Annotated in this window: 16 protein-coding genes; 5 read left to right on the forward strand and 11 right to left on the reverse strand. The window is 68.9% G+C overall.

The genetic code is table 11. From position 1 onward, the window contains the following. Window positions 1–9: 9 nt before the first annotated feature. The 9 genes from I0D00_RS09965 to glnE all read right to left on the reverse strand — a co-directional run bounded on the left by I0D00_RS09965 (window position 10) and on the right by glnE (window position 10,962). Window positions 10–1,479: a lipopolysaccharide kinase InaA family protein gene (locus I0D00_RS09965; RefSeq protein ID WP_213639564.1), complete on the reverse strand. Its 1,470-nt coding sequence runs from the start codon at window positions 1,477–1,479 to the stop codon at window positions 10–12. After that, entirely contained in the window at window positions 1,476–2,222 is a 747-nt protein-coding gene (locus tag I0D00_RS09970; protein WP_213639565.1) for a lipopolysaccharide kinase InaA family protein, read from the reverse strand. The genes I0D00_RS09965 and I0D00_RS09970 overlap by 4 nt, the downstream gene beginning before the upstream one ends. Continuing rightward, window positions 2,219–2,953 carry a lipopolysaccharide kinase InaA family protein gene (locus tag I0D00_RS09975; RefSeq protein ID WP_213639566.1) on the reverse strand — a complete coding sequence of 245 codons (735 nt, stop codon included), beginning with the start codon at window positions 2,951–2,953 and terminating at the stop codon, window positions 2,219–2,221. Before I0D00_RS09975 ends, I0D00_RS09970 begins: the two co-directional genes overlap by 4 nt. After that, window positions 2,953–3,759, reverse strand: a complete 807-nt coding sequence (rfaP, locus tag I0D00_RS09980; protein WP_213639567.1) for a lipopolysaccharide core heptose(I) kinase RfaP — start codon at window positions 3,757–3,759, stop codon at window positions 2,953–2,955. Before rfaP ends, I0D00_RS09975 begins: the two co-directional genes overlap by 1 nt. Beyond that, a complete protein-coding gene (locus tag I0D00_RS09985; protein ID WP_213639568.1) occupies window positions 3,756–4,877 on the reverse strand; it encodes a glycosyltransferase family 4 protein in 1,122 nt (373 codons plus the stop codon). The genes rfaP and I0D00_RS09985 overlap by 4 nt, the downstream gene beginning before the upstream one ends. After that, the gene (gene waaC, locus I0D00_RS09990) at window positions 4,877–5,878 is read right to left on the reverse strand and encodes a lipopolysaccharide heptosyltransferase I (protein ID WP_213639569.1); all 1,002 of its coding nucleotides are present in this window, start codon (window positions 5,876–5,878) and stop codon (window positions 4,877–4,879) included. The genes I0D00_RS09985 and waaC overlap by 1 nt, the downstream gene beginning before the upstream one ends. Further along, window positions 5,878–6,912, reverse strand: a complete 1,035-nt coding sequence (gene waaF / locus I0D00_RS09995) for a lipopolysaccharide heptosyltransferase II (RefSeq protein WP_213639570.1) — start codon at window positions 6,910–6,912, stop codon at window positions 5,878–5,880. Before waaF ends, waaC begins: the two co-directional genes overlap by 1 nt. A gap of 108 nt (window positions 6,913–7,020) precedes the next feature. Continuing rightward, complete coding sequence (locus tag I0D00_RS10000) at window positions 7,021–7,944, reverse strand: branched-chain amino acid transaminase (RefSeq protein WP_213639571.1); 924 nt, start codon at window positions 7,942–7,944, stop codon at window positions 7,021–7,023. Between the two features lie 72 nt (window positions 7,945–8,016). After that, entirely contained in the window at window positions 8,017–10,962 is a 2,946-nt protein-coding gene (gene glnE / locus I0D00_RS10005) for a bifunctional [glutamate--ammonia ligase]-adenylyl-L-tyrosine phosphorylase/[glutamate--ammonia-ligase] adenylyltransferase (protein WP_213639572.1), read from the reverse strand. 270 nt (window positions 10,963–11,232) lie between these two features. Between glnE and aceE the strand changes: the two genes are divergently transcribed. Both aceE and aceF read left to right on the forward strand, forming a co-directional pair. After that, window positions 11,233–13,878, forward strand: coding sequence for a pyruvate dehydrogenase (acetyl-transferring), homodimeric type (gene aceE / locus I0D00_RS10010; RefSeq protein ID WP_213639573.1), 2,646 nt, complete (start codon window positions 11,233–11,235; stop codon window positions 13,876–13,878). A gap of 11 nt (window positions 13,879–13,889) precedes the next feature. After that, the gene (aceF, locus tag I0D00_RS10015; protein WP_213639574.1) at window positions 13,890–15,533 is read left to right on the forward strand and encodes a dihydrolipoyllysine-residue acetyltransferase; all 1,644 of its coding nucleotides are present in this window, start codon (window positions 13,890–13,892) and stop codon (window positions 15,531–15,533) included. An 80-nt stretch (window positions 15,534–15,613) separates the two neighbouring features. Here the strand turns inward: aceF and I0D00_RS10020 are convergent, their stop codons facing one another. Next, complete coding sequence (locus I0D00_RS10020; RefSeq protein ID WP_213639575.1) at window positions 15,614–16,144, reverse strand: hypothetical protein; 531 nt, start codon at window positions 16,142–16,144, stop codon at window positions 15,614–15,616. Between the two features lie 76 nt (window positions 16,145–16,220). Here I0D00_RS10020 and I0D00_RS10025 point away from each other — a divergent pair, with 76 nt between their 5' ends. The 3 genes from I0D00_RS10025 to I0D00_RS10035 all read left to right on the forward strand — a co-directional run bounded on the left by I0D00_RS10025 (window position 16,221) and on the right by I0D00_RS10035 (window position 20,440). Further along, window positions 16,221–18,386: a putative bifunctional diguanylate cyclase/phosphodiesterase gene (locus tag I0D00_RS10025; RefSeq protein WP_213639576.1), complete on the forward strand. Its 2,166-nt coding sequence runs from the start codon at window positions 16,221–16,223 to the stop codon at window positions 18,384–18,386. 68 nt (window positions 18,387–18,454) lie between these two features. Continuing rightward, on the forward strand, window positions 18,455–19,102 hold the full coding sequence (gene msrA / locus I0D00_RS10030) for a peptide-methionine (S)-S-oxide reductase MsrA (RefSeq protein WP_213639577.1): 648 nt from the start codon (window positions 18,455–18,457) through the stop codon (window positions 19,100–19,102). 87 nt (window positions 19,103–19,189) lie between these two features. Beyond that, window positions 19,190–20,440, forward strand: coding sequence for a cyclic di-GMP phosphodiesterase (locus I0D00_RS10035; RefSeq protein WP_213639578.1), 1,251 nt, complete (start codon window positions 19,190–19,192; stop codon window positions 20,438–20,440). On the opposite strand, the gene I0D00_RS10040 is transcribed toward I0D00_RS10035, so the two are convergent. Continuing rightward, window positions 20,437–21,285, reverse strand: a complete 849-nt coding sequence (locus I0D00_RS10040) for a 23S rRNA (adenine(2030)-N(6))-methyltransferase RlmJ (RefSeq protein WP_213639579.1) — start codon at window positions 21,283–21,285, stop codon at window positions 20,437–20,439. The two genes, I0D00_RS10035 and I0D00_RS10040, sit on opposite strands and share 4 nt — an antisense overlap. Window positions 21,286–21,334 lie beyond the last annotated feature (49 nt).

Raw genomic sequence — 21,334 nt, forward strand, 5'->3', positions numbered from 1 at the left:
GTTTTGCCTCTATTCAGGGCAGGTGCCGGGCACCTGCGGTAAACGTTTGTCGAGCAGTTGGTGGAGCGCCGAGTCGGTCGGCCAGTTGCGCAGGAAGCGCGCGCGGTCGCGGGCATAGGCCTTGGCGAAGCTGCGCTGGCCGCGGTGCTGGCGCATGGCATCGAGGTCGATCAGCGACCAGCTTTGCTGCGGCTCGTCCCAGAACAGGTTGTGGCCCTTGAAGTCGCCATGGCTGATGCGCTCGCGCAGCAAGGCGGCGAACAAGCGATCCAGCGCCAGCAACTCGGCTTCCGGGGGTGAAATCTGGCCTTCTTCGGCCGAGCAGGGCCGAAAACGCGCGATTATATCCTGGCCGCCGCAGTATTCGGTAATCAGGTAGGCGCGCCCGCGCAGCCAGCACCAGCGCCGCTCCAGCACCGCCAGCGGCCGCGGGGTGGCGATGCCCAGCAGCTCCAGGCGCTGGCCCTCGACCCAGCTGTGCCAGGCCCGGCTGGGCCGCCAGAAGCGCTTGAGCCAGTGCAGAGGGCCCTTGACGTTGTAGCGCTTGACCACCAGCGGCCGGCCGGCCAACTCGACCCGCGCCACGGTGGCCGCGCCGCCGGTCTTGTAGACGTGGCCCAGCTCGGTGCGCCGGTCGAGGTCGCTCAGCAGCGGCTGCAACGCGTCCTGCTGGTCACGCCGCACCACGCGCAGGCCGAAGGCGCCGACCTCGGCGCTGAACAGGCTGCAATCGCGGGCGACCTTGCGCAGGTAATCACGCAGGCGCCAGCGCCGCACCCTGGCGACCTGCTCGAGCAGGGCCTCCAGCGGCAAGGCATGCTCGCCGTTGACCAACAGGTAGTGCACCAGCAATTCTTCGATAAAGGGCTCCAGCTCCACCGGGAGCTGGGCGAACAGCACGCCGAGGTTCTCCAGCACCCGCTCCCGCGACAGGGGCTGCCCCGGCGTCTGCGCCTGCACCCCGCCGCCGTCGATCAGCCACAGCCGGCCGCCCTGGCGCAGCAGGTTGTCCAGGTGCAGGTCGGCCTGCCACAGGCCCTTGGCATGCAGCCGGGCGACCGCGGCCAGGGCCTCGCCCAGCACCGCCTGCTGCGCGGCGCTGAGCAGGGGCTCACGCTCGACCTCGCGCCAGGCGCCCCCCAGGCTCTCGGCGCCGTCCAGGTAGTCGAACAGCAGCCAGCCGCCCTCGCCTTCGCGCAGGCCGTCGGCCAGCAACGCCGGCGTGGTCAGCCCCTGCCCGGCGAGCAGCCGCGCACCATCCAGCTCGCGACGGAAATGCCGCGCCGCCTTGGCACCGACCAGCAGCTTGGCCAGCACCTTGCGCCCACGCCACTGGGCCAGGCCGACGTAGCGCTGCCCCGGCAGCACGCGCAGCAGCTTGAGCAGGATCAGCGGCGCCGGGCCGGCGGCATCCGCCAGTTCGATGTGCAGCGGCAGCTCCAGGCTACGCCCGGCCCGGCCGAGTTCGATCAGGGTCATCGGCCCGCCTCCTTGTGCCGCCGGCGCGCGCCCAGGCGCCGCCACCAGCGCTCGAGGTCGGCGGCCGAGGCCAGGTAGGCGGCCAGCAGCACGCGCACCTCGGCCTCGCGCCAGACCCCGGCACGGCGCAGCAGCGGCTCCAGGTCCTTGACCCGGTCGCGCTCGCCCAGCAGCAACGGCCGGGTCTTCTCCAGGTCGATCAGCCGGGCCGCGAAGCCGCCGGGGACCTCGCGCAGGAAGATATGCTTGGGGTAGAAGCAGCCGTGCATCTGCCCGGCCCGGTGCAGGCGCCGGGCCAACTCGCCGCAGGCCCGCAGGATGGCCATGCGCTGCGCCTCGGCCAGGCGGGGCCAGCCTTGCAGCCAGTGGTCCAGGTCCTGCCAACCGTCCAGAGCGCGGGTCAGCAACACGGCGCGCTGCTCGCCCGGCAGCCGCCGCGCGGCGAAGAAGCTGGCCTGCAGGGCGGGAATCTGCAGCCGCCGATAGCGCTGGATGTTGCGAAACTCGCGGGCGAAGGTCGGCTCGCCCAGGGGATGCAGCAGGCTGCGGCTCAGGTGGTTGCTCTGGCGCTTGAGGTAGAAGGCGGCGCCGTCCAGTTCCAGGCGATAGACGCTGCTCCAACCACCGCGCTCGGTGTTGGGCTCGTCCACCGCCTCCAGCTGCAGGGCCCACAGGGCGTCGAAGTCGGCCAGGCCGTGGCGCTCGAGTCGTGCCCGGTCCTCGGCGGCGATGAAGTCCGTCATTCCCGGCCCTCGAAGAAACCCACGATGCGGCGGATGCAGCGCTTGTCCCCGGGACCTAGATGGCGACGCCCGCGGTACTGCAGGTAGAAGCGCAGGCGCTGGCTGCGCGTCAGCTGGTACTTGGCCACCTTGTCCAGGCAGGCCAGGTCCTTGACGATGCGGTAACGCAGCAGCGGTCCCCACCAGAAGGCCCCGGTCGGGCAGTCGATGAAGAACAGCTCGGCCTGGTCGTTGACCAGCAGGTTGCGCCACTTCAGGTCGTTGTGGGTGAAGTGGTGGTCATGCAGGCGCCGCGTGGCGGTGGCCAGCTGGCGGCTGATCCGCTCGACCCAGTGGCGGTCGTGCAGCCAGGGGTGGTCGTTGTCGGCCAGATGACTCAGGTCCAGGGTGTCGGGCAGCTCGCGGGTGACCAGGGCGCCGCGGACGAAGGCGCCGAGCTTGCGCTCCAGGCCGTAGGCGACGATCGGCGCGGTGGGAATGCCCCACTTGGCGAAGTGCTTGAGGTTCTGCCACTCGGCCTTGACCCGCGGCCGGCCGATATAACGGCGCAGGCCCTTGCCGGCGCCCCAGTAGCGTTTGACGTAGTAGCGCACCCCGTCGCGCTCGATGCGGATCACCTCGGACAGCGGGTCCTTGGTGATCCGCTCGCCCTCGAGGGCGAACACCGCCTCCAGGCTGCCGAACTCGGCGACCCGCCCGGCGAACCCGGGCAACAGCGTCCAGCCGGCCATCAGAGGGCATCCCCGTAGCGCTGCTTGCGGGCGTATAGCTTGTCGGCGCGGCGCGCCAGCCAGGCGAGCAGGCGCTGTTCCTCGCGCAGGATCTGGCGCAGCGGCAGGCCGAAGTAGCCCCTGAGGAAGCGCAGCTCGTCGCGCCGGGTCAGGCCGATGTCCAGGGCGGAGAAGTACAGCCCGGCCAGGTCCTTGTTGCGCCAGCGCCGCGGCACCGCGTCACGGGTCTGGGCGCGGTGCAGGTCGATCAGCGACAGGCGGAAATCACCCGCGGTCACCGCCCGGTCGGTGTGCAGCAGGAAGTGGCAGATGTAGCAGTCGCGGTGGTTGACCCCGGCGCGGTGCATGGTGCCGGTCATCTTCGCCACCTCGGCGAGCAGTGCGCGCTTGAGCGCCGGGGCCGGCGGGTTGCGCGTCCAGTCCAGGCTGAAGTCTTCCAGGCTGACGGTCGGCGCCAGCTCCTCGGTGACGATAAAGGAGTGCTGGGTTGCCGGATTGCCGCCGCGCTCACCGTAGGCCACCGCGGTCATGGTCGGCACGCCGGCCTGGTGCAGGCGCTCGAGCGCCCGCCACTCCTGGCCGGCGCCGAGCACCGGCAGCTTGGCGCTGAGCAGGTTCTTGAGGATCTCGCCCCAGCCGATGCCACGGTGGATCTTGACGAAATAGCCACGCCCCTCGATCTCGGTGCGCAGGGTGCGCCGGCCTTCCAGCTCGCGGTAGACCTGGCCCTGCAGGGCCTCCACCTCGGCGAAGGGGTCCTTGCCGGCCCACAGGGACCTGAACGGCTCATTGAGCAGCAACTTCATGGACGCTCCGCCAGAATCACGTCGGCCGCGCGCTGCGGCATGGAGTAGAGGTCGGCGCTGTCGGCAAAGGCCAGGCCATTGCGCCGCCAGCGGGCGCGCTGCGCGTCATCGCCGAGCATCTCGACCAGCAGGCGATTGAGCCGCTGCTGCTCGAAGGGGCTGGGCAGCACCCGGCCGGCGTCGGCCTCGGCGATGTAGTGGGCGTAGCCGCAGACATCGCTGACCAGCACCGGCAGGCCGGCGACCAGGGCCTCCAGCAGCACGGTGCCGGTGTTCTCGTTGTAGGCCGGGTGGATCAGCAGGTCGGCGCCGAGCAGGAAGCGCGGGATGTCGTTGCGCCCCTTGAGGATCTGCACCTGCTCGGAGATGCCCAGGGCCTTGACCTGCAACAGGAAGGGCTTGGGATCGTCCTGGCCGATGACGATCAGGCGGGTACGCCGGCGCAGCTCACGGGGCAGCGCGGCGACGGCCTTGAGGCTGCGGTCCAGGCCCTTGGTCTTGAACCCCGAACCGATCTGCACCAGCAGCAGCTGGTCGTCGGCCAGCTGGAACTCGGTGCGGAACTCGGCGCGGATCGCGGCGGCGTTGGCCGGTGCCCGGCGGTCCTGGGCGATGCCCGGCGGCAGCAGGTGGAAGCGCGCGGCCGGGGTGGCATAGTGCTTGACGAACAGCGGCTGCTGCACCTCGGAGATCATCAGGATTTCGGTCTTCGACTCCGGGGCGAATACCGCCCGCTCGTAGTCGGCGAAATGCCTGTAGCGGCCCCAGCGGCGGTACAGCGGATTGCGCAGGGTCTGCGCCTTGTCCTCGTAGCAGCCGTCGGCGGCGTAGTAGACGTCCAGCCCCGGCATCTTGTTGAAGCCGACCACCCGCTCGACCGGGCGCCTGGCCAGGTCGGCCGCGACCCAGGCGGTCAGTTTCTCGTTGCGCCTGTGGTTGAACAGCGCCTTGACCGGCACCACCACCACCTCGAAGCCGGCGGGCACCTCGCCCTCCCAGATCGGCGTGTAGACGCGGATGGCATGGCCGCGCCGCTGGCACTCCAGGGCGATGCGCAGGAAGTCGCGCTGCAGGCCGCCGTACGGAAAATACTTGTAGAGGATGAAGGCCAGCCGCATCAGACGATCTCCTCGGCCAGCAGCAGCGCCTGCAACTCGGTGGCCACCCGCTCGGGGTGCAGCGTGTCGAGGCAGGGCTTGTGCCGATCGCCCAGGCCGGCGTTGGGGCCGCTGGCGCACAGGTGGATCTGCGCCCGGCCATAGGCGCCGACCCGCCCCGGCAGGGTCGGGCCGTACAGGGAGATACTCGGCACGTCCAGGGCCGCGGCCAGGTGGCCGAGACCGGTGTCCACCGCCACGCAGGCCTGGGCGCCGGCGATCACCTTGGCCACCCCGGCCAGGTTCAGCTTCGGCAGCACCGCGGCATTGTCCAGGCCGGCGGCGATACGCCCGGCCCGCGCCCGCTCCTGCTCGTTGCCCCAGGGCAGGCGGATCGCCCAGCCCTGCTCGCTCATCTGCTCGGCCAGCTCGCGCCAGTAGGCCTCCGGCCAATGCTTGCTCGGCCAGGTGGTGCCGTGCAGGAACAACAGGTAGGGCTGCGCCGCCGGCGCGGCCAGCTGGGCCCGGTTCAGGCCGTAGTCGCCGAGGCCGCTCGGCAGCGGATAATCCAGGGCCTGGGCGAACAGCTGGCGTACCCGCTCCAGCGCGTGCTGCTCGCGCGGCACGCGGTAGCGGCGGTCGTAGAAGCGGCTGGCGATGGGCTCGCGCGCAGAAAAGCGGTCCAGGCCGGCCACCGGCGCCTTGACGTAGCGGGTCAGCCAGGCGCTCTTGAGCAGGCCCTGGGCGTCTATCACCAGGTCGTAGCGGGTCTCGCCCAGGCGCGCCTTGCAGCGCCGCCATTCACCGGATTGCAGGGTCTGCCAGGGGTTCTTGCGCCAGCGGCGGATCGCCACCGGGATGACCTTGGCCACCGCCGGATGCCAGGCGGGAATCTCGGCGAAGCCCTCCTCCACCACCCAGTCGAACTGGATGCCGGGGATCACCCGTGCCGCGTCGGTCAGCGCCGGCAGGCTGTGTACCACGTCGCCCAGGGAGGACGTCTTGATCAGCAGCACCCGCATCAATCGACCTCGACCGGATCGCCGACCAGGCGCTCGAGGGCCTCGAGCACCGGCTGCGGGGCCAGCTCGCGCAGGCAGTTGTAGTGGCCGTAGCGGCAGGTGCGCTCGAAACAGGGACTGCACTCCAGGTCCAGGCGGACGATCTCCACCTGCTCGGCAAGCGGCGGGGTGAACTGCGGCGAGGTCGAACCATAGACCGCCACCAGCGGGCGGTTCAGCGCCGCGGCCACGTGCATCAGCCCCGAGTCGTTGGACACCACCGCGGCGGCGCAGGACAAGAGATCGATGGCCTCGGCCAGGCTGGTATCGCCGGCCAGGTTGACCGCCTCCTCGCGCAGCCCGGGGATCAGGCGGGCGCGGATGTCCTCGCCGACCGGGTGATCGTTCTTCGAGCCGAACAGCCAGACCTGCCAGCCGGCGCGGATCTTCGCCTCGGCGACCCGCGCATAGTGCTCGCTGGGCCAGCGCTTGGCCTCGCCGAACTCGGCGCCGGGACAGAGCGCCAGCACCGGCCGGTCCAGGCTCAGGCCGAAGCGGGCCAGGGCCGCGGCGCGGCTGGCCGCCTCGATGCGCAAGGCCGGACGGGGATAGGGCCGGGGCAGTTCGGCGTCCGGCTCGTAGGCCAGGGCCATGAAACGCTCGATCATCAGCGGGTAGCGCTGCTCGTCCAGACGACGCAGGTCGTTGAGCAGGCCGTAGCGCATCTCGCCCTTCCAGCCGGTGCGCTTAGGCGTGCCGGCGAAGAAGGGCACCAGGGCGGACTTGAGGGAGTTGGGCAGCAGAATCGCCTGATCGTACTGGCCGGCCAGGGACTTGCCGATGCGCCGGCGGGTCGCCAGCTGCAGCACGCCATGGCCGAGCGGGAAGCTCAGGGCGCGGCGCACCTCGGGCATGCGCTCGAGGATCGGCCGGCTCCACTCGGGCGCCAGCACGTCGATCTGGCAGCCGGGATGGCGCTGTTGCAGACACTGGAACAGCGTCTGCGCCATCACCATGTCACCGACCCAACTGGGCCCAACGATCAGTATTCTCATGCCTATTCCAGAAACGACCAGGGAGGCTTGCGCCTCCCGGTTATACCTTGCCCCAGCGCTCGGCTCGAGCCGCCTGCAGCATCGGCGGGCGGCGCCCGCCCCGCGACCTTACTTGACCAGGGTGCGCCACTCGGCGTGGGCGCTGGTCTTGCCGGTCACCAGATCGAAGTAGGCGGCCTGCAGCTTCTCGGTCACCGGGCCGCGGCGGCCGGCGCCGATCTGCCGGCCGTCCACTTCGCGGATCGGCGTGACTTCGGCGGCGGTGCCGGTGAAGAAGGCCTCGTCGGCGATGTACACCTCGTCGCGGGTGATGCGCTTCTCGACCACCTCGATGCCCCGCTCCGCGGCCAGGGTGAGGATGGTGCTACGGGTGATGCCGTTGAGGCAGGAGGTGACTTCCGGGGTGTACACCACGCCGTCCTTGACCAGGAAGATGTTCTCCCCCGAGCCTTCGGCCACGTAGCCTTCCGGGTCCAGCAGCATGGCCTCGTCGGCGCCGCCGGAGACGGCCTCCTGCAGGGCCAGCATGGAGTTGATGTAGTTGCCGTTGGCCTTGGCCCGGGTCATCGAGATGTTGACGTGATGGCGGGTGAAGGAACTGGTGCGCACCTTGATGCCGACCTGCAGGGCCTCGTCGCCCATGTAGGCGCCCCAGCTCCAGGCCGCCACTATCACCTGGACCTTCAGGCCGCTGGCGCGCAGGCCCATGGCTTCCGATCCGTAGAACACCATCGGGCGGATGTAGGCGCTTTCCAGGTTGTTCTCGCGCACCGCGGCGCGGGTCGCCTCGTTGATCTCGTCTTTGCCGAAGGGGATCTTCATGCCCATGATGTGGGCCGAGTCGAACAGGCGGTCGGTGTGCGCCTGCAGGCGGAAGATCGCCGTGCCGTCGGGGGTGTTGTAGGCGCGTACGCCCTCGAACACGCCCATGCCGTAGTGCAGGGTGTGGGTCAGCACGTGGGTGGTGGCGTCGCGCCACGGCACCAGCTTGCCGTCATACCAAATCACGCCATCACGATCGGCCATCGACATAGTTGCCTGCTCCTCAAATTCGATTCGTACGCTGCGAACGGCAGGCGACACGCCTGCCGTTCGATACTCAATTCAGCTCAAGCCCAGGGCCTGCCAGATGCGCAGCACGCTGCGCCGTTCGGCATGGAACTGATCGCCACTGACCACCCCGGGCTGCTTCTGCAGCGCCTGGCGGTGGGCCGCCGAACGATAGGCCTTGTAGACCTCCTGCAGCAGCAAGGCATCTTCGCCGGGCAGCAAGCCGACCCGCTCCAACCCTTCCAGAATGCGGATGTTGTCGGTGAACTCGAGCAACTCCGGGTACTGCCGCGACCAGGCCAGGGCCGCGTATTGCACCATAAATTCAATATCGACGATACCTCCGGCATCCTGCTTGAGGTCGAAGGGCGCCGCGGCCTCGAAGGCATTGGCCGCAGTGCCGGCCGCCGTGGCCTTGCTGCCGAGGTTGTCGCGCATCTTCGCGCGCATCTCGCTGACCTCCGCGCGCAGCTTGTCGAGATCGCGCTCGCGCCCCAGCACCCCGGCGCGCACGGCCTCGAAGGCCTTGGCCACACGCGGACAACCGACCAGCACGCGGGCGCGCACCAGCGCCTGATGCTCCCAGGTCCAGGCCTCGTTCTGCTGATAGCGCGCGAAGGCACCGAGGGAGCTGACTAGCAGGCCCGCCGCGCCGGAGGGGCGCAGACGCATGTCCACCTCGTAGAGCTGGCCGGAGTTGGTCTGGGTGGTCAGCAGGTGGATGATGCGCTGCCCCAGGCGGGTGAAGAACTGCGCGCCGTCGATGGGCTTGGCGCCATCGGTCTCGGCCTGGGGATCGCCGTCGTGGATGAACACCAGGTCCAGGTCCGAGCCGTGCCCCAGTTCGATGCCGCCGACCTTGCCATAGCCGACGATGATGAAGTCGGGGTCGCAGGCGCTGCCGTCGGCGCGGCGCGGCGTGCCGTGCCTGGCCACGGTATGACGCCAGGCCAGGGCCAGCACCTGCTCGAGAATGGCCTCGGCCAGCCAGGTCAGGTAGTCGCTGACCTTCATCAGCGGCAGGGTGCCGGCGATCTCCGAGGCCGCCACGCGCAGGCCATGGGCCAGCTTGAAGTGGCGCAGCGCCTCCATCTGCTGCTCCAGGTCCTCCTCGGGAATGCGCAGCAGCCGCTCGCGCAGCTCGGCGGCCAGCTCCGGCGCCTGCGGCGGCTTGAACAGCCGCCCTTCGTTGAGCAGCTCGTCGAGCAGCAGCGGAAAGCGGGCGATCTGCTCGGCGATCCAGGGACTGGCGGCGCACAGGGTCAGCAGGCGCTGCAGGGCGCCGGGGTTCTCGGTCAGCAGCACCAGGTAGGCCGAACGCCGCGCCACCGCCTCGACCAGCGGCAGCACCCTTTCCAGCACCAGGTCCGGGTCATCATGCTCCACGGCCTGAGCCAGCAATCGCGGAATGAAGGCATCCAGGCGTTCGCGACCGAGACGCTGCATGGCCCGCACCTGGTTGCCGTTGCGCAGGCCGGCCAGGCGCTGGCGCGCCGCCTGGGCATCGGCGAAGCCGGCATCGCCGAGCTGGCGACAGGCGGCCGCCTCGTCCTGCTCGTCCTCCCACAGCGGCAGCCACTCGCCGCCGATCACCTCGTCGGCCTCACCCTCCTGGTCCTCGTCGGGGTCGGCGATCACCTGGCGGAAGTGCCAGTCGACCCGTCCGCGCCAGTGCATCAGGCGCTCATGGAAGGCGTCCCAGCTGGCGAAGCCGAGGATAAAGGCCACCCGCGCCCGGCCCTGCGCGTCATCCGGCAGCATCTGCGTCTGCCGGTCGTCGATCGCCTGCAGGGCGTGCTCGGTGTAGCGCAGGAACTCGTAGCCCTCGCGCAGTTCCTCGACCACCGCCTCCGGCAGGTAGCCCTGCCCCGCCAGCGTGGCCAGCACCTTCAACAGCGGCCGCTGCTGCAGGCTGAGGTCGCGCCCGCCATGGATCAGCTGGAAGGCCTGGGCGATGAACTCCACCTCGCGGATGCCGCCGGCACCGAGCTTGATGTTGTCGGCCATGCCCTTGCGCCGCACCTCCTGCTGGATCAGCAGTTTCATGCTGCGCAGCGCCTCGATGGCGGAGAAGTCCAGGTAGCGCCGATAGACGAAGGGCCGCAGCATCTCCAGCAGCTGCTCGCCGGCCTGCGGATCGCCGCCGACCACCCGCGCCTTGATCATGGCGTAGCGTTCCCAGTCGCGGCCCTGGTCCTGGTAGTACTGCTCCAGCGCATTGAAGCTGAACACCAGGGCGCCGGAGGAGCCGTAGGGGCGCAGGCGCATGTCGGTGCGGAAGACGAAGCCCTCGACGGTGATCGCATCCAGCGCCTTGATCAGCCGCTGACCGAGGCGGATGAAGAACTCCTGATTGTCCAGCGGTCGCTTCACCCCCTCGGTCTCGCCTCCCTCCGGATAACCGAAGATCAGGTCGATGTCCGAGGACAGGTTCAGCTCGAAGGCCCCCAGCTTGCCCATGCCGAGGATCACCATGTGCTGGGGCTGGCCGCTGCGCCGGCCGATGGGCGTGCCGAACTGCGCGCAGTGGCGGGGATAGAGCCAGTGATAGGCCAGGTCGATGCAGGCATCGGCCAGCGCCGAGAGGTCGCGGCAGGTTTCCGTCAGGTCGGCCTGGCGGCCGATGTCGCGCCAGATGATGCGCAGCTGCTGGCGATTGCGGAAGCGGCGCAGGCGGCGCCCCAGCTCGTCCTCGTCGGCGCATTCGGCCAGCTGCAGCGCCAGCTGCGCGCGCAGTTCGTCGGCGCCGAGGCTGCGCTCCAGCTCGCCCGACTCGGCCAGCTCCAGCAGCACGAGCGGATCGCGCAGGGCCTGCTGCAGCACGAAGTCGCTGGCCGCGGCGACTCGCCGCCAGGCGTCGCGGCGCGCCGGCGGCCAGGCCGCGAAGCGGGCGACGGCGGCGCCGTCGAGATCGCCCAGGAGCGTCCGCAAGGACTGCTCCGCGCGGCTGGCAAGGGGGTCTAGGGCGACGGGTAAAGAGACCAGCACCGGCAAGCTCATGGTCTATCCTTTTCGGCGGACTGCGGGCAGCGCACGGAACGCCCGCAAACCAGGCGCATCGGTGCAGGGCAGGTGGCCAGCCGCAAAATTAATTGTAGTTTTGCTACTAAAAATTGTATCCAAAGGGCTGAAATTACCGCCCGCATGTAGTAAAACTACACGAGGCCGGTCCTACCCCCGGTAAATCCAAGAACTCACGTAGCCCGCTCACGAAGCCGGGCACGAACCCTGGCTTCCGATTCTGGAAGCCTTTCCGCCCTGGAGCAAGCCATGCAAGACCTCGATCCGATCGAAACCCAGGAATGGCTGGACGCCCTTGAGTCCGTCCTCGACCGTGAGGGTGAAGACCGTGCGCACTACCTGATGACCCGCATGGGCGAGCTGGCCACCCGCAGTGGTTCCCAGTTGCCCTACGCCATCACCACGCCCTATCGCAACACCATCCCGGTGACCCACGAAGCCCGCATGCCCGGCGACCTGTTCATGGAACGCCGCATCCGCTCGCTGGTGCGCTGGAACGCCCTGGCCATGGTGATGCGCACCAACCTGCAGGACCCGGACCTGGGCGGCCACATCTCCAGCTTCGCCTCCTCGGCGACGCTGTACGACATCGGCTTCAACTACTTCTTCCAGGCCCCGACCGAGGAACACGGCGGCGACCTGATCTTCTACCAGGGCCACGCCTCGCCCGGCATCTACGCCCGCGCCTTCATGGAAGGCCGCATCAGCGAAGACCAGCTCAACAACTTCCGCCAGGAAGTGGACGGCCAGGGCCTGTCGTCCTATCCGCACCCCTGGCTGATGCCGGACTTCTGGCAGTTCCCCACCGTGTCCATGGGCCTGGGCCCGATCCAGGCGATCTACCAGGCACGCTTCATGAAGTACCTGGAGCACCGCGGCTTCATCCCGGCGGGCAAGCAGAAGGTCTGGTGCTTCCTCGGCGACGGCGAGTGCGACGAGCCGGAATCCCTCGGCGCCATTTCCCTGGCCGGTCGCGAGAAGCTGGACAACCTGATCTTCGTCATCAACTGCAACCTGCAGCGCCTGGACGGCCCGGTGCGCGGCAACGGCAAGATCATCCAGGAACTCGAGGGCGTGTTCCGCGGCGCTCAGTGGAACGTCAACAAGGTGGTCTGGGGCCGTTTCTGGGACCCGCTGCTGGCCAAGGACACCGACGGCATCCTGCAGCGCCGGATGGACGAGGTGGTCGACGGCGACTACCAGAACTACAAGGCCAAAGACGGCGCCTTCGTCCGCGAGCACTTCTTCAACAGCCCGGAACTCAAGGAGATGGTCAAGGACCTCTCCGACGAGGAAATCTGGAAGCTCAACCGTGGCGGCCACGACCCCTACAAGGTCTATGCGGCCTATCACGACGCGGTCAACCACCAGGGTCAGCCGACCGTGGTCCTGGCCAAGACCATCAAGGGTTACGGCACCGGTGCCGGCGAGGCGAAGAACATCGCCCACAACACCAAGAAGGTCGACGTCGACAGCCTGAAGAAATTCCGCGACCGCTTCGACATCCCGGTGAAGGACGACGAACTGGAGAACCTGCCGTTCTTCAAGCCTGAGCCCGACAGCGCCGAAGGCAAGTACCTGCGCAAGAAGCGCGAGGCCCTGGGTGGTTTCGTGCCGCAGCGCCGCGCCAACAGCTTCGCCGTGCCGACCCCGCCGCTGGACACCCTCAAGGCCATCCTCGACGGCTCCGGCGACCGCGAAATCTCCACCACCATGGCCTTCGTGCGCATCCTCGCGCAGCTGGTCAAGGACAAGGAGCTGGGCCAGCGCATCGTGCCGATCATCCCGGACGAGGCGCGCACCTTCGGCATGGAGGGCATGTTCCGCCAGCTCGGCATCTACTCCTCGGTGGGCCAGCTGTACGAGCCGGTCGACAAGGACCAGGTGATGTTCTACCGCGAGGACAAGAAGGGCCAAATCCTCGAGGAAGGCATCAACGAAGCCGGCGCCATGAGCTCGTTCATCGCCGCGGGCACCAGCTACAGCTGCCACAACCAGCCGATGCTGCCGTTCTACATCTTCTACTCGATGTTCGGCTTCCAGCGCATCGGTGACCTGGCCTGGGCCGCCGGCGACAGCCGCACCCGCGGCTTCCTGATCGGCGGCACCGCCGGGCGCACCACGCTGAACGGCGAAGGCCTGCAGCACGAGGACGGCCACAGCCACCTGATGGCCGCGACCATCCCCAACTGCCGCACCTACGATCCGACCTACGGCTACGAGCTGGCGGTGATCATTCGCGAAGGCACCCGGCGGATGATGGAGGAGCAGGAAAACGTCTTCTACTACATCACCGTGATGAACGAGGCCTACCAGCAGCCGGCCATGCCCGAAGGCGTCGAGGACGGCATCATCAAGGGCATGTACCTGCTCGAAGAGGACAAGAAGGAGGCCGCCCACCACGTGCAGCTGCTGGGCAGCGGCACCATCCTGCGCGAAGTGCGCGCCGCGGCGAAGATCCTCCGCGACGAGTACAACATCGGCGCCGATGTGTGGAGCGTCACCAGCTTCAACGAGCTGCGTCGCGAAGGCCTGGCCGTGGAGCGCCACAACCGCCTGCACCCGGAGCAGAAGCCGCAGCTGACCTATGTCGAGCAGTGCCTGAAGGGCCGCCAGGGCCCGGTCATCGCCAGCACCGACTACATGAAGCTGTTCGCCGACCAGATCCGCCAGTGGGTCCCGTGCAAGGAATACAAGGTACTGGGCACCGACGGCTTCGGCCGCAGCGACAGCCGCCAGAAGCTGCGTCACTTCTTCGAAGTGGACCGCAACTGGGTGGTCCTGGCCGCCCTGGAAGCCCTCGCCGACCGTGGCGATATCGAACCCAAGGTAGTGGCCGAGGCCATCGCCAAGTTCGGCATCGACCCGGAAAAACGCAACCCGCTGGACTGCTAAGGAGACGCACCGTGAGCGAACTAATCCGCGTACCCGATATCGGCAGTGGCGAAGGCGAAGTCATCGAGCTGATGGTCAAGGTCGGCGACCGTATCGAGGCCGACCAGAGCCTGCTGACCCTGGAGTCGGACAAGGCCAGCATGGAGATCCCGGCGCCCAAGGCCGGGGTCATCAAGAGCCTCAAGGTCAAGCTGGGCGACCGCCTGAAAGAAGGCGACGAACTGCTCGAGCTGGAAGTCGAAGGCGGCGCAGCCGCCGCCCCGGCAGCGCCTGCTGCACAGCCGGCCGCCGCCGAGGAAGCCAAAGCCGCGCCCGCTGCCAAAGCGGCGCCGGTCGCTGCAACCGCCAGCAGCGTGCAGGACGTGCTTGTCCCGGATATCGGCACGGACGGCAAGGTCAAGGTCATCGAAGTCCTGGTCAAGGCCGGTGACACCGTCGAGGCCGACCAGTCGCTGATCACCCTGGAGTCCGACAAGGCCAGCATGGAGATCCCCTCGCCGGCCGCCGGCGTGGTGGAAAGCGTGGTGGTCCAGTTGGACGCCGAGGTCGGCACCGGCGACCTGATCCTCAAGCTCAAGGTCGCCGGCGCCGCTGCGCCTGCCGCCGCTCCGGCTCCGGCCGCTGCCCCGGCGGTGCACAGCACGCCACCCGGCGCCTCGCCGGAGGTGGCCGCCGAGGTCAGCGCCATCGCCAAGCTGGCGGCGGCCGCCGCCAATGCCGGCGCCGTGCCCAAGCGTGACGGTGCCAGGGTGCATGCCGGCCCGGCCGTGCGCCAGCTGGCCCGCGAGATGGGTGTCGAACTCGGCGCCCTCAACGGCAGCGGCCCCAAGGGCCGGATCCTCAAGGAGGACGTGCAGGCCTACGTCAAGGCGATGCTGCAGAAGGCCAAGGAAGCGCCGGCCGGCGCCACCGGCGGCGCCGGCATCCCGCCGATCCCAGCCGTGGACTTCAGCAAGTTCGGCGAAGTGGAAGAGGTGGCGATGAGCCGCCTGATGCAGGTCGGCGCCGCCAACCTGCACCGCAGCTGGCTCAACGTGCCCCACGTGACCCAGTTCGATTCGGCCGACATCACCGAGCTGGAAGCCTTCCGCGTGGCGCAGAAGGCGGTGGCCGAGAAGGCCGGGGTCAAGCTGACCGTGCTGCCCCTGCTGCTCAAGGCCTGCGCCCACCTGCTCAAGGAACTGCCGGACTTCAACAGTTCGCTGGCCCCCAGCGGCAAGGCGGTGATCCGCAAGAAATACGTGCACATCGGCTTCGCCGTGGACACCCCGGACGGCCTGCTGGTACCGGTGATCAAGAACGTCGACCAGAAGAGCCTGCTGCAGCTGGCCGCCGAGGCCGCCGCGCTGGCGGAGAAGGCGCGCACCAAGAAGCTTTCGGCGGACGACATGCAGGGGGCCTGCTTCACCATCTCCAGCCTCGGCCACATCGGCGGCACCGGCTTCACGCCGATCGTCAATGCGCCGGAAGTGGCGATCCTCGGCGTCAGCAAGGCGACCATCCAGCCGGTCTGGGACGGCAAGGCCTTCCAGCCCAAGCTGATGCTGCCGCTGTCGCTGTCCTACGACCACCGGGTGATCAACGGCGCCGCCGCGGCACGCTTCACCAAGCGCCTGGGCGAAGTGCTGGGAGACATCCGCACCCTGCTGCTGTAAGCCCCGGCTACACCTTTCGAGCACGCCACGCTCGTACCCTCGACCCCGCCTCCAGGCGGGGTTTTTTTTGCCTCGTCGCCCTAGCCCTTCTGCAGGTTGCGGATCAGGAAGCTCAGGGCCTTGGCCAGCTCTGCAGCGCCCCGGTGATCGCGCACGATGCTCAGCAGCGGACTGCCGTCCGCCGGGCTGAACAGCACGCAGCTGATGCCCGCCGGTGGGCAGTCGTAGCGGATGAAGGGATCGACGCCGAACAGCGCGAGGCGCTGGTTGCGCACGGCGAGATCGCTGCCCTGGGCGCCACGGGTCTCCTCGCGCAGCAACAGCTCGCCGGGTGCCCCCAGGCGCAGCTGGTAGCGCAGATCCTGGCGCTGTGCCTGGCCGACCTGGTAGGCGGCGCTCAGCGCATAGGTCTCGAGCAGGCCGTTGCTGTGGGCGAGCAGGGCCTGACGCTCATCCTGGGTCAGGTAAAGGCGCTTGAGCTCGCTCAGATAACGTTCCTGCTCGGCGCCACTGAGCACGGCAGCGGGCTCGGCGGCGGACAGCGGCCCGGCCAGCAGACCGCCGGCCAGGAGCAGCCCGGCGATTAGATTTCTTGTCAGTCGTAATTGCATGATGCACCCTTACCGACGCGATAGTGAAGTGGGCCGAAACCCCGACTCGGTCAGCATACTGGAAGCCAGCCGCCCAATGAAAAGCCATACCGATGCCGCGAGCCTGCTAGCGGCCGAGGCTGTGATGCAGTTGCCAGTGCCTGCGCGCCTGGGCCTGCTGCGTTTCGAGCGACTCAACGAGGCGAGCTGGACGCTGCTGTTTCTCGACCCGGACTGCGAGCAGCGCCTGGGCATTGCCGCCAGCGAACTCTGCGCCCTGATCGACGCCCCCTATGCCAGCCTGATGGAACCCGAGGCGCGCCATCGCCAGCACGACGCCATCCAGCAGCAACTGGCGCGACATTCACGCTACCTGGTGCACTACACCCTGCACACCCCCCGCGGCCCGCTGCGGCTGACCGAGTTGGGCGAGCCGTTCAAGCAACGCCAGCGCCAGCTGCTGCGCGGCTACCTGCTGGTCGCCGAAGACGAGGCGGCGCCGCACCTGCTGCCGACGCTCGACGGCCTGGCGCCGCTCGAGCAGCCGCCGGCCGGCCGGCTATCCGAACCGCGGCCACGCCACGCCGTCGGCGCCCTGCATTTGTTCCAGCGCGCGGTCGAGCAGAGCGCCAGCGCCTTTATCCTGCTCGACCGCGACGGCCTGGTGGAGTATGTCAACCCGAGCTTCACCGCCATCACCCAGTACAGCGCCGAGGAAGTCCAGGGCCGCCGCCTGTCCGAGTTGCCGGCCCTGGAAAACCTCGGCGAGCTGCTGTTCGACGCCCACTCCGGGCTGGCCGAGCAGAACAACTGGCAGGGCGAGTTCAAGAGCCGGCGCAAGAACTTCGAGCCCTACTGGAGCCAGCTGTCGCTCTCCAAGGTGCATGGCGAGGACGGCCGCCTGACCCACTACATCGGCATCTACGAGGACATCACCGCCAACAAGCAGGCGCAGCAGCGCATCGAGCGCCTGGCCTTCAGCGACAACCTCACCGGCCTGGGCAACCGCTACGCCTTCATTCGCGCCCTGGAAGAGCGTTTCGCCCTGGCCGAGGGCAAGCCCCTGAGCCTGCTGCTGGTGGACATCGACAACTTCAAGCGGATCAACGACAGCCTCGGCCACCAGACCGGCGACAAGTTGCTGAGCAGCCTCGCCCGCCGCCTGCGCAACAGCCTCGCGCCGACCAGCGTGCTGGCGCGCTTCGCCAGCAACGAGTTCGCCATCCTGCTGGAGGGCCTGGGCGTCGAGGAGGGCCAGCGCATCGCCCTGCAGGTACTGCAGACCCTGGACAAGCCCCTGTTCGTCGACAACCAGCTGATCAGCGTCACCGCCTCGGTGGGCCTGGCCTGCGCGCCGCAGCACGGCCGTGACCCGCAGACCCTGATGAAGCATGCCGGCCTGGCCCTGCACAAGGCCAAGGCCAACGGCAAGCACCAGCTGCAGCTGTTCACCGAGGCGCTGAATGCCGAGGCCGACTACAAGCTGTTCGTCGAGAGCAACCTGCGCCGCGCCCTGACCCAGAACGAGCTGGAGGTCTATTACCAACCCAAGCTGTGCCTCAAGAGCGGCCAGCTGCTCGGCCTGGAGGCGCTGCTACGCTGGCAGCACCCGGAGAAGGGCATGATCCGCCCGGACCAGTTCATCGCCGTGGCCGAGGAGACCGGCCTGATCATCCCCATCGGCAAGTGGGTGGCACGCCAGGCCTGCCGCATGAGCAAGCAGCTGAGCACGCTGGGCATCGGCGCCCTGCAGGTGGCGATCAACCTGTCGCCCAAGCAGTTCTCCGACCCGGACCTGGTCGGCTCGATCGCCGCGATCCTGGAGGAGGAGCAGCTGCCCCCGGCGCTGCTCGAGCTGGAGCTGACCGAGGGCCTGCTGCTGGAGGCCTCCGAGGACACCCGCGACCAGCTCAACCGCCTCAAGAGCCTGGGCCTGACCCTGGCGATGGACGACTTCGGCACCGGTTACTCCTCGCTGAGCTACCTGAAGAAGTTCCCCATCGACGTGATCAAGATCGATCGCAGCTTCATCAAGGACATCCCGGAGAACCAGGACGACATGGAAATCACCTCGGCGGTGGTCGCCATGGCCCACAACCTGAAACTCAAGGTGGTCGCCGAGGGCATCGAGACCGCCGCCCAGCTGGGCTTCCTGCGCCGCCAGCAGTGCGACATCGGCCAGGGCTACCTGTTCGACCGGCCGATCGCCGGACGCGAGCTGGTCGAGCGCCTCAAGCGCTACCCCACCCGCCCGCCCGCCTGAGCGGCCTGTAACGGCGCGGCCGGCTGGCGGTCTATCTGCACACAGACTCTTCCTTGAGGACACGGCACATGGTTCTACGTTCGCACATACTCGCCCACAAGCTGGAGTTGCCCAGCGCCGCACAGGCCCTGCCGGGGCGCACCACGCCGCTGCCGGTGCCGGACGCCCACTATGTCAACGGCAATCCGTTGCGAGGCCCTTTTCCGGCGGGCCTGCAACAGGCGGTATTCGGCCTCGGCTGCTTCTGGGGGGCCGAGCGGCGCTTCTGGCAGCAGCCCGGCGTCTGGACCACCGCGGTCGGCTATGCCGGCGGCCATACCCCCAACCCCACCTACGAGGAAACCTGCTCGGGCCTGACCGGCCATAGCGAGGTGGTGCTGGTGGTGTTCGACCCGCAACTGACCAGCTACGCGGCGCTGCTGAAGGTGTTCTGGGAGGCGCACAACCCGACCCAGGGCATGCGCCAGGGCAACGACGTCGGCAGCCAGTACCGCTCGGTGATCTACTGCTACGGAGCCGCGCAACTGGCCGCGGCCCGGGCCAGCCAGGCGGCGTTCCAGGGCGAGCTGGACAAGGCCGGCCTCGGCGCCATCACCACCGAGATCGCCGAAGCGCCGCCCTTCTACTACGCCGAGGCCTACCACCAGCAGTACCTGGCGAAGAATCCCGGCGGCTATTGCGGCCTCGGCGGCACCGGGGTGTGCCTGCCGGCCTGAGGGCGCACGACGACAGGGCGACGGAATCGGCGCGGGACAACGGGATATACTCTGGCCCCTGGCCACCATAGCGTCCCGCGAGCGCCCATGCCCGACGACCATCTCATCCACCCCGACCAGCTGTGCATCGGCCTGTTCATCCAGCTCGAGCTGAGCTGGTGGAAACACGGCTTCGCCCGCAACAGTTTCAAGCTCAAGGATCAGGGCCAGATCGACGCCCTGCGGGCCCTGGGCCTGAAACAGCTGCGCTACGACCCGGCGCGCAGCGACTGCCCGCCGCTGCCGCGGCCAGCGCTCGCTCCGCCCCCGCCCAGCGCACCGCTGCCGCTCGACCCCGAGGCGCTGGCGCGCCAGGCCCGGGCCGACACCCTCAGGGCCCTGCGCAAACGCCTGGCCGAGGTGGACCGCAGCTTCCTCAAGGCCGGCCAGCGGGTCAAGACCCTCAACCAGACCCTGCGCGGCCAGCCCGAGCATGCCGTCCAGCAGGCCGGCGAGGTGGTGCGCGGCCTGGTCGAGGCCCTGTGCGGCGATCACCAGGTGGTGCTGCACAACATCACCGGCAAGGCCGCCGAGGATGCCCACTCCCACGCCCTCAACGTCACGGTGCTGGCCATGCTGCTGGGGCGCCAGCTCGGCCTGGACGCCGAGGCCATCCACATCCTCGGCCTCGGAGCGCTGCTGCACGACATCGGCAAGCTCGAGGTGCCGAGCAAGGTGCTGCTCAAGAGCGAGCCGCTGACCCGCCCCGAGCAACAGCTGCTGCAGCTGCACACCGAGTTCGGCCTGCGCATGGGCCAGCGCCTGATGCTCGACGACGAGGTGCTGCGCATCGTCAACGAACACCACGAGTACTGCGACGGCAGCGGCTACCCGCGGCAGCTGCGCGAAGCGGCGATCGGCCGCCTCAGCCGCCTGGTGTGCATCGCCAATAGGTTCGACAATCTGTGCAACCCGCTACGGGCCGAGGACGCCCTCAGCCCCCACGAGGCCCTGTCGCGGATGTTCGCCCAGGAGCGCGCGCGCTTCGACGAGGTGGCGCTCAAGGCCTTCATCCGCTGCCTGGGGGTCTACCCGCCCGGCAGCCTGGTGCAGCTGGACGACCAACGCTACGGCCTGGTGCTGGGCATGAACCCCGGCCGGCCGCTCAGGCCCACGCTGATCCTGTACGACGAGCAGTTGCCCAAGACCGAGGCGCCGATCCTCGACCTGCTGGAGGAGCCGGGCCTGGCGATCGCCCGCAGCCTGCGCCGCGGCGAGCTGCCCGGCGCGGTGTACGCCTACCTCAGCCCGCACCGGCAGCTGAGCTACTACGTGGAGCCGCAGACGGCGGGGCGCTAGCCAGCGCCCCGCTCCGGCACCGGCCAGTCCAGCCGCCAGCCGCCCTCGCCCTGGGCCAGGTGCTCGGCCAGCCAGGGCAGCAGCTGGCGGAGTTCGTCCTCCAGGCCCCAGGGCGGATTGGCGATGGCCAGGCCGGAGCCGGCCAGGCGCGCGGGGTCGTCCGGGCTGTGCACCAACAGCTCGGCGCGCAGCAGCTTGGGCGCGCCGCTGCGCTGCAGTCCGGCATAGAAGCGCTTGAGCTGCTGCTCGTCCTTGATCGGGTACCAGATCGCCACGATGGCCTGGCGCATCCGCCCCAGGGCCTCGCCGAGCGCCTGCAGGCAGCGCTCCAGCTCGTCGGCCTGTTCGAACGGCGGATCGATCAGCAACAGCACGCGCTTCTCCCGGGTCGGCAGCAGCGCCCGCGGCACATGCCAGCCCTCGCCCCGGTGCACCGCCACGCGGCGGTCGCCGCGCATGTTGTCCTTGAGCAACGCGCCGTCCTCGGGGTGCTTCTCGTTGAGCTGCAGGCGGTCCTGCTCGCGGCTGAGCAGCCGCGCCAGCTCCGGCGAGCCGGGGTAGTAGCGCAGCTGGCCGTCCGGGTTCATGGCGCGGATCACCTCGAGGTAGTCCTGCAGCAGGTCCGGCACCGCCTCGGCCTGCCACAGGCGGCCGATGCCCTGCTGCCACTCGCCGGTACGGCTGGCCTGGTCGCCCGCCAGGTCGTAGAGGCCGACGCCGGCATGGCTGTCGAGGTAGGCGAAGGGCGCCTCCTTGCGCCCCAGCAGGGCGAGCAGGCGGCTCAGGACCAGGTGTTTGAGCACGTCGGCATGGTTGCCGGCGTGGAAGGCATGGCGGTAGTTCATCGGGACTCCCTCGGGACGAGGGCGCAGTGTAACCGCCCGCGGCCGCGGG

The organism is Pseudomonas lalucatii (assembly GCF_018398425.1).
GTDB lineage: Bacteria > Pseudomonadota > Gammaproteobacteria > Pseudomonadales > Pseudomonadaceae > Aquipseudomonas > Aquipseudomonas lalucatii.

What these genes read in the sequence shown, in the direction of transcription:
- I0D00_RS10025 (WP_213639576.1), top strand. Translation starts at nt 16,221, where the DNA reads ATGAAAAGCCATACCGATGCCGCGAGCCTGCTAGCGGCCGAGGCTGTG.
- I0D00_RS10040 (WP_213639579.1), bottom strand. Translation starts at nt 21,285, where the DNA reads ATGAACTACCGCCATGCCTTCCACGCCGGCAACCATGCCGACGTGCTC.
- I0D00_RS10020 (WP_213639575.1), bottom strand. Translation starts at nt 16,144, where the DNA reads ATGCAATTACGACTGACAAGAAATCTAATCGCCGGGCTGCTCCTGGCC.
- I0D00_RS10000 (WP_213639571.1), bottom strand. Translation starts at nt 7,944, where the DNA reads ATGTCGATGGCCGATCGTGATGGCGTGATTTGGTATGACGGCAAGCTG.
- I0D00_RS09975 (WP_213639566.1), bottom strand. Translation starts at nt 2,953, where the DNA reads ATGGCCGGCTGGACGCTGTTGCCCGGGTTCGCCGGGCGGGTCGCCGAG.
- aceE (WP_213639573.1), top strand. Translation starts at nt 11,233, where the DNA reads ATGCAAGACCTCGATCCGATCGAAACCCAGGAATGGCTGGACGCCCTT.
- waaC (WP_213639569.1), bottom strand. Translation starts at nt 5,878, where the DNA reads ATGCGGGTGCTGCTGATCAAGACGTCCTCCCTGGGCGACGTGGTACAC.
- rfaP (WP_213639567.1), bottom strand. Translation starts at nt 3,759, where the DNA reads ATGAAGTTGCTGCTCAATGAGCCGTTCAGGTCCCTGTGGGCCGGCAAG.
- msrA (WP_213639577.1), top strand. Translation starts at nt 18,455, where the DNA reads ATGGTTCTACGTTCGCACATACTCGCCCACAAGCTGGAGTTGCCCAGC.
- I0D00_RS09965 (WP_213639564.1), bottom strand. Translation starts at nt 1,479, where the DNA reads ATGACCCTGATCGAACTCGGCCGGGCCGGGCGTAGCCTGGAGCTGCCG.
- I0D00_RS09985 (WP_213639568.1), bottom strand. Translation starts at nt 4,877, where the DNA reads ATGCGGCTGGCCTTCATCCTCTACAAGTATTTTCCGTACGGCGGCCTG.
- I0D00_RS10035 (WP_213639578.1), top strand. Translation starts at nt 19,190, where the DNA reads ATGCCCGACGACCATCTCATCCACCCCGACCAGCTGTGCATCGGCCTG.
- glnE (WP_213639572.1), bottom strand. Translation starts at nt 10,962, where the DNA reads ATGAGCTTGCCGGTGCTGGTCTCTTTACCCGTCGCCCTAGACCCCCTT.
- waaF (WP_213639570.1), bottom strand. Translation starts at nt 6,912, where the DNA reads ATGAGAATACTGATCGTTGGGCCCAGTTGGGTCGGTGACATGGTGATG.
- I0D00_RS09970 (WP_213639565.1), bottom strand. Translation starts at nt 2,222, where the DNA reads ATGACGGACTTCATCGCCGCCGAGGACCGGGCACGACTCGAGCGCCAC.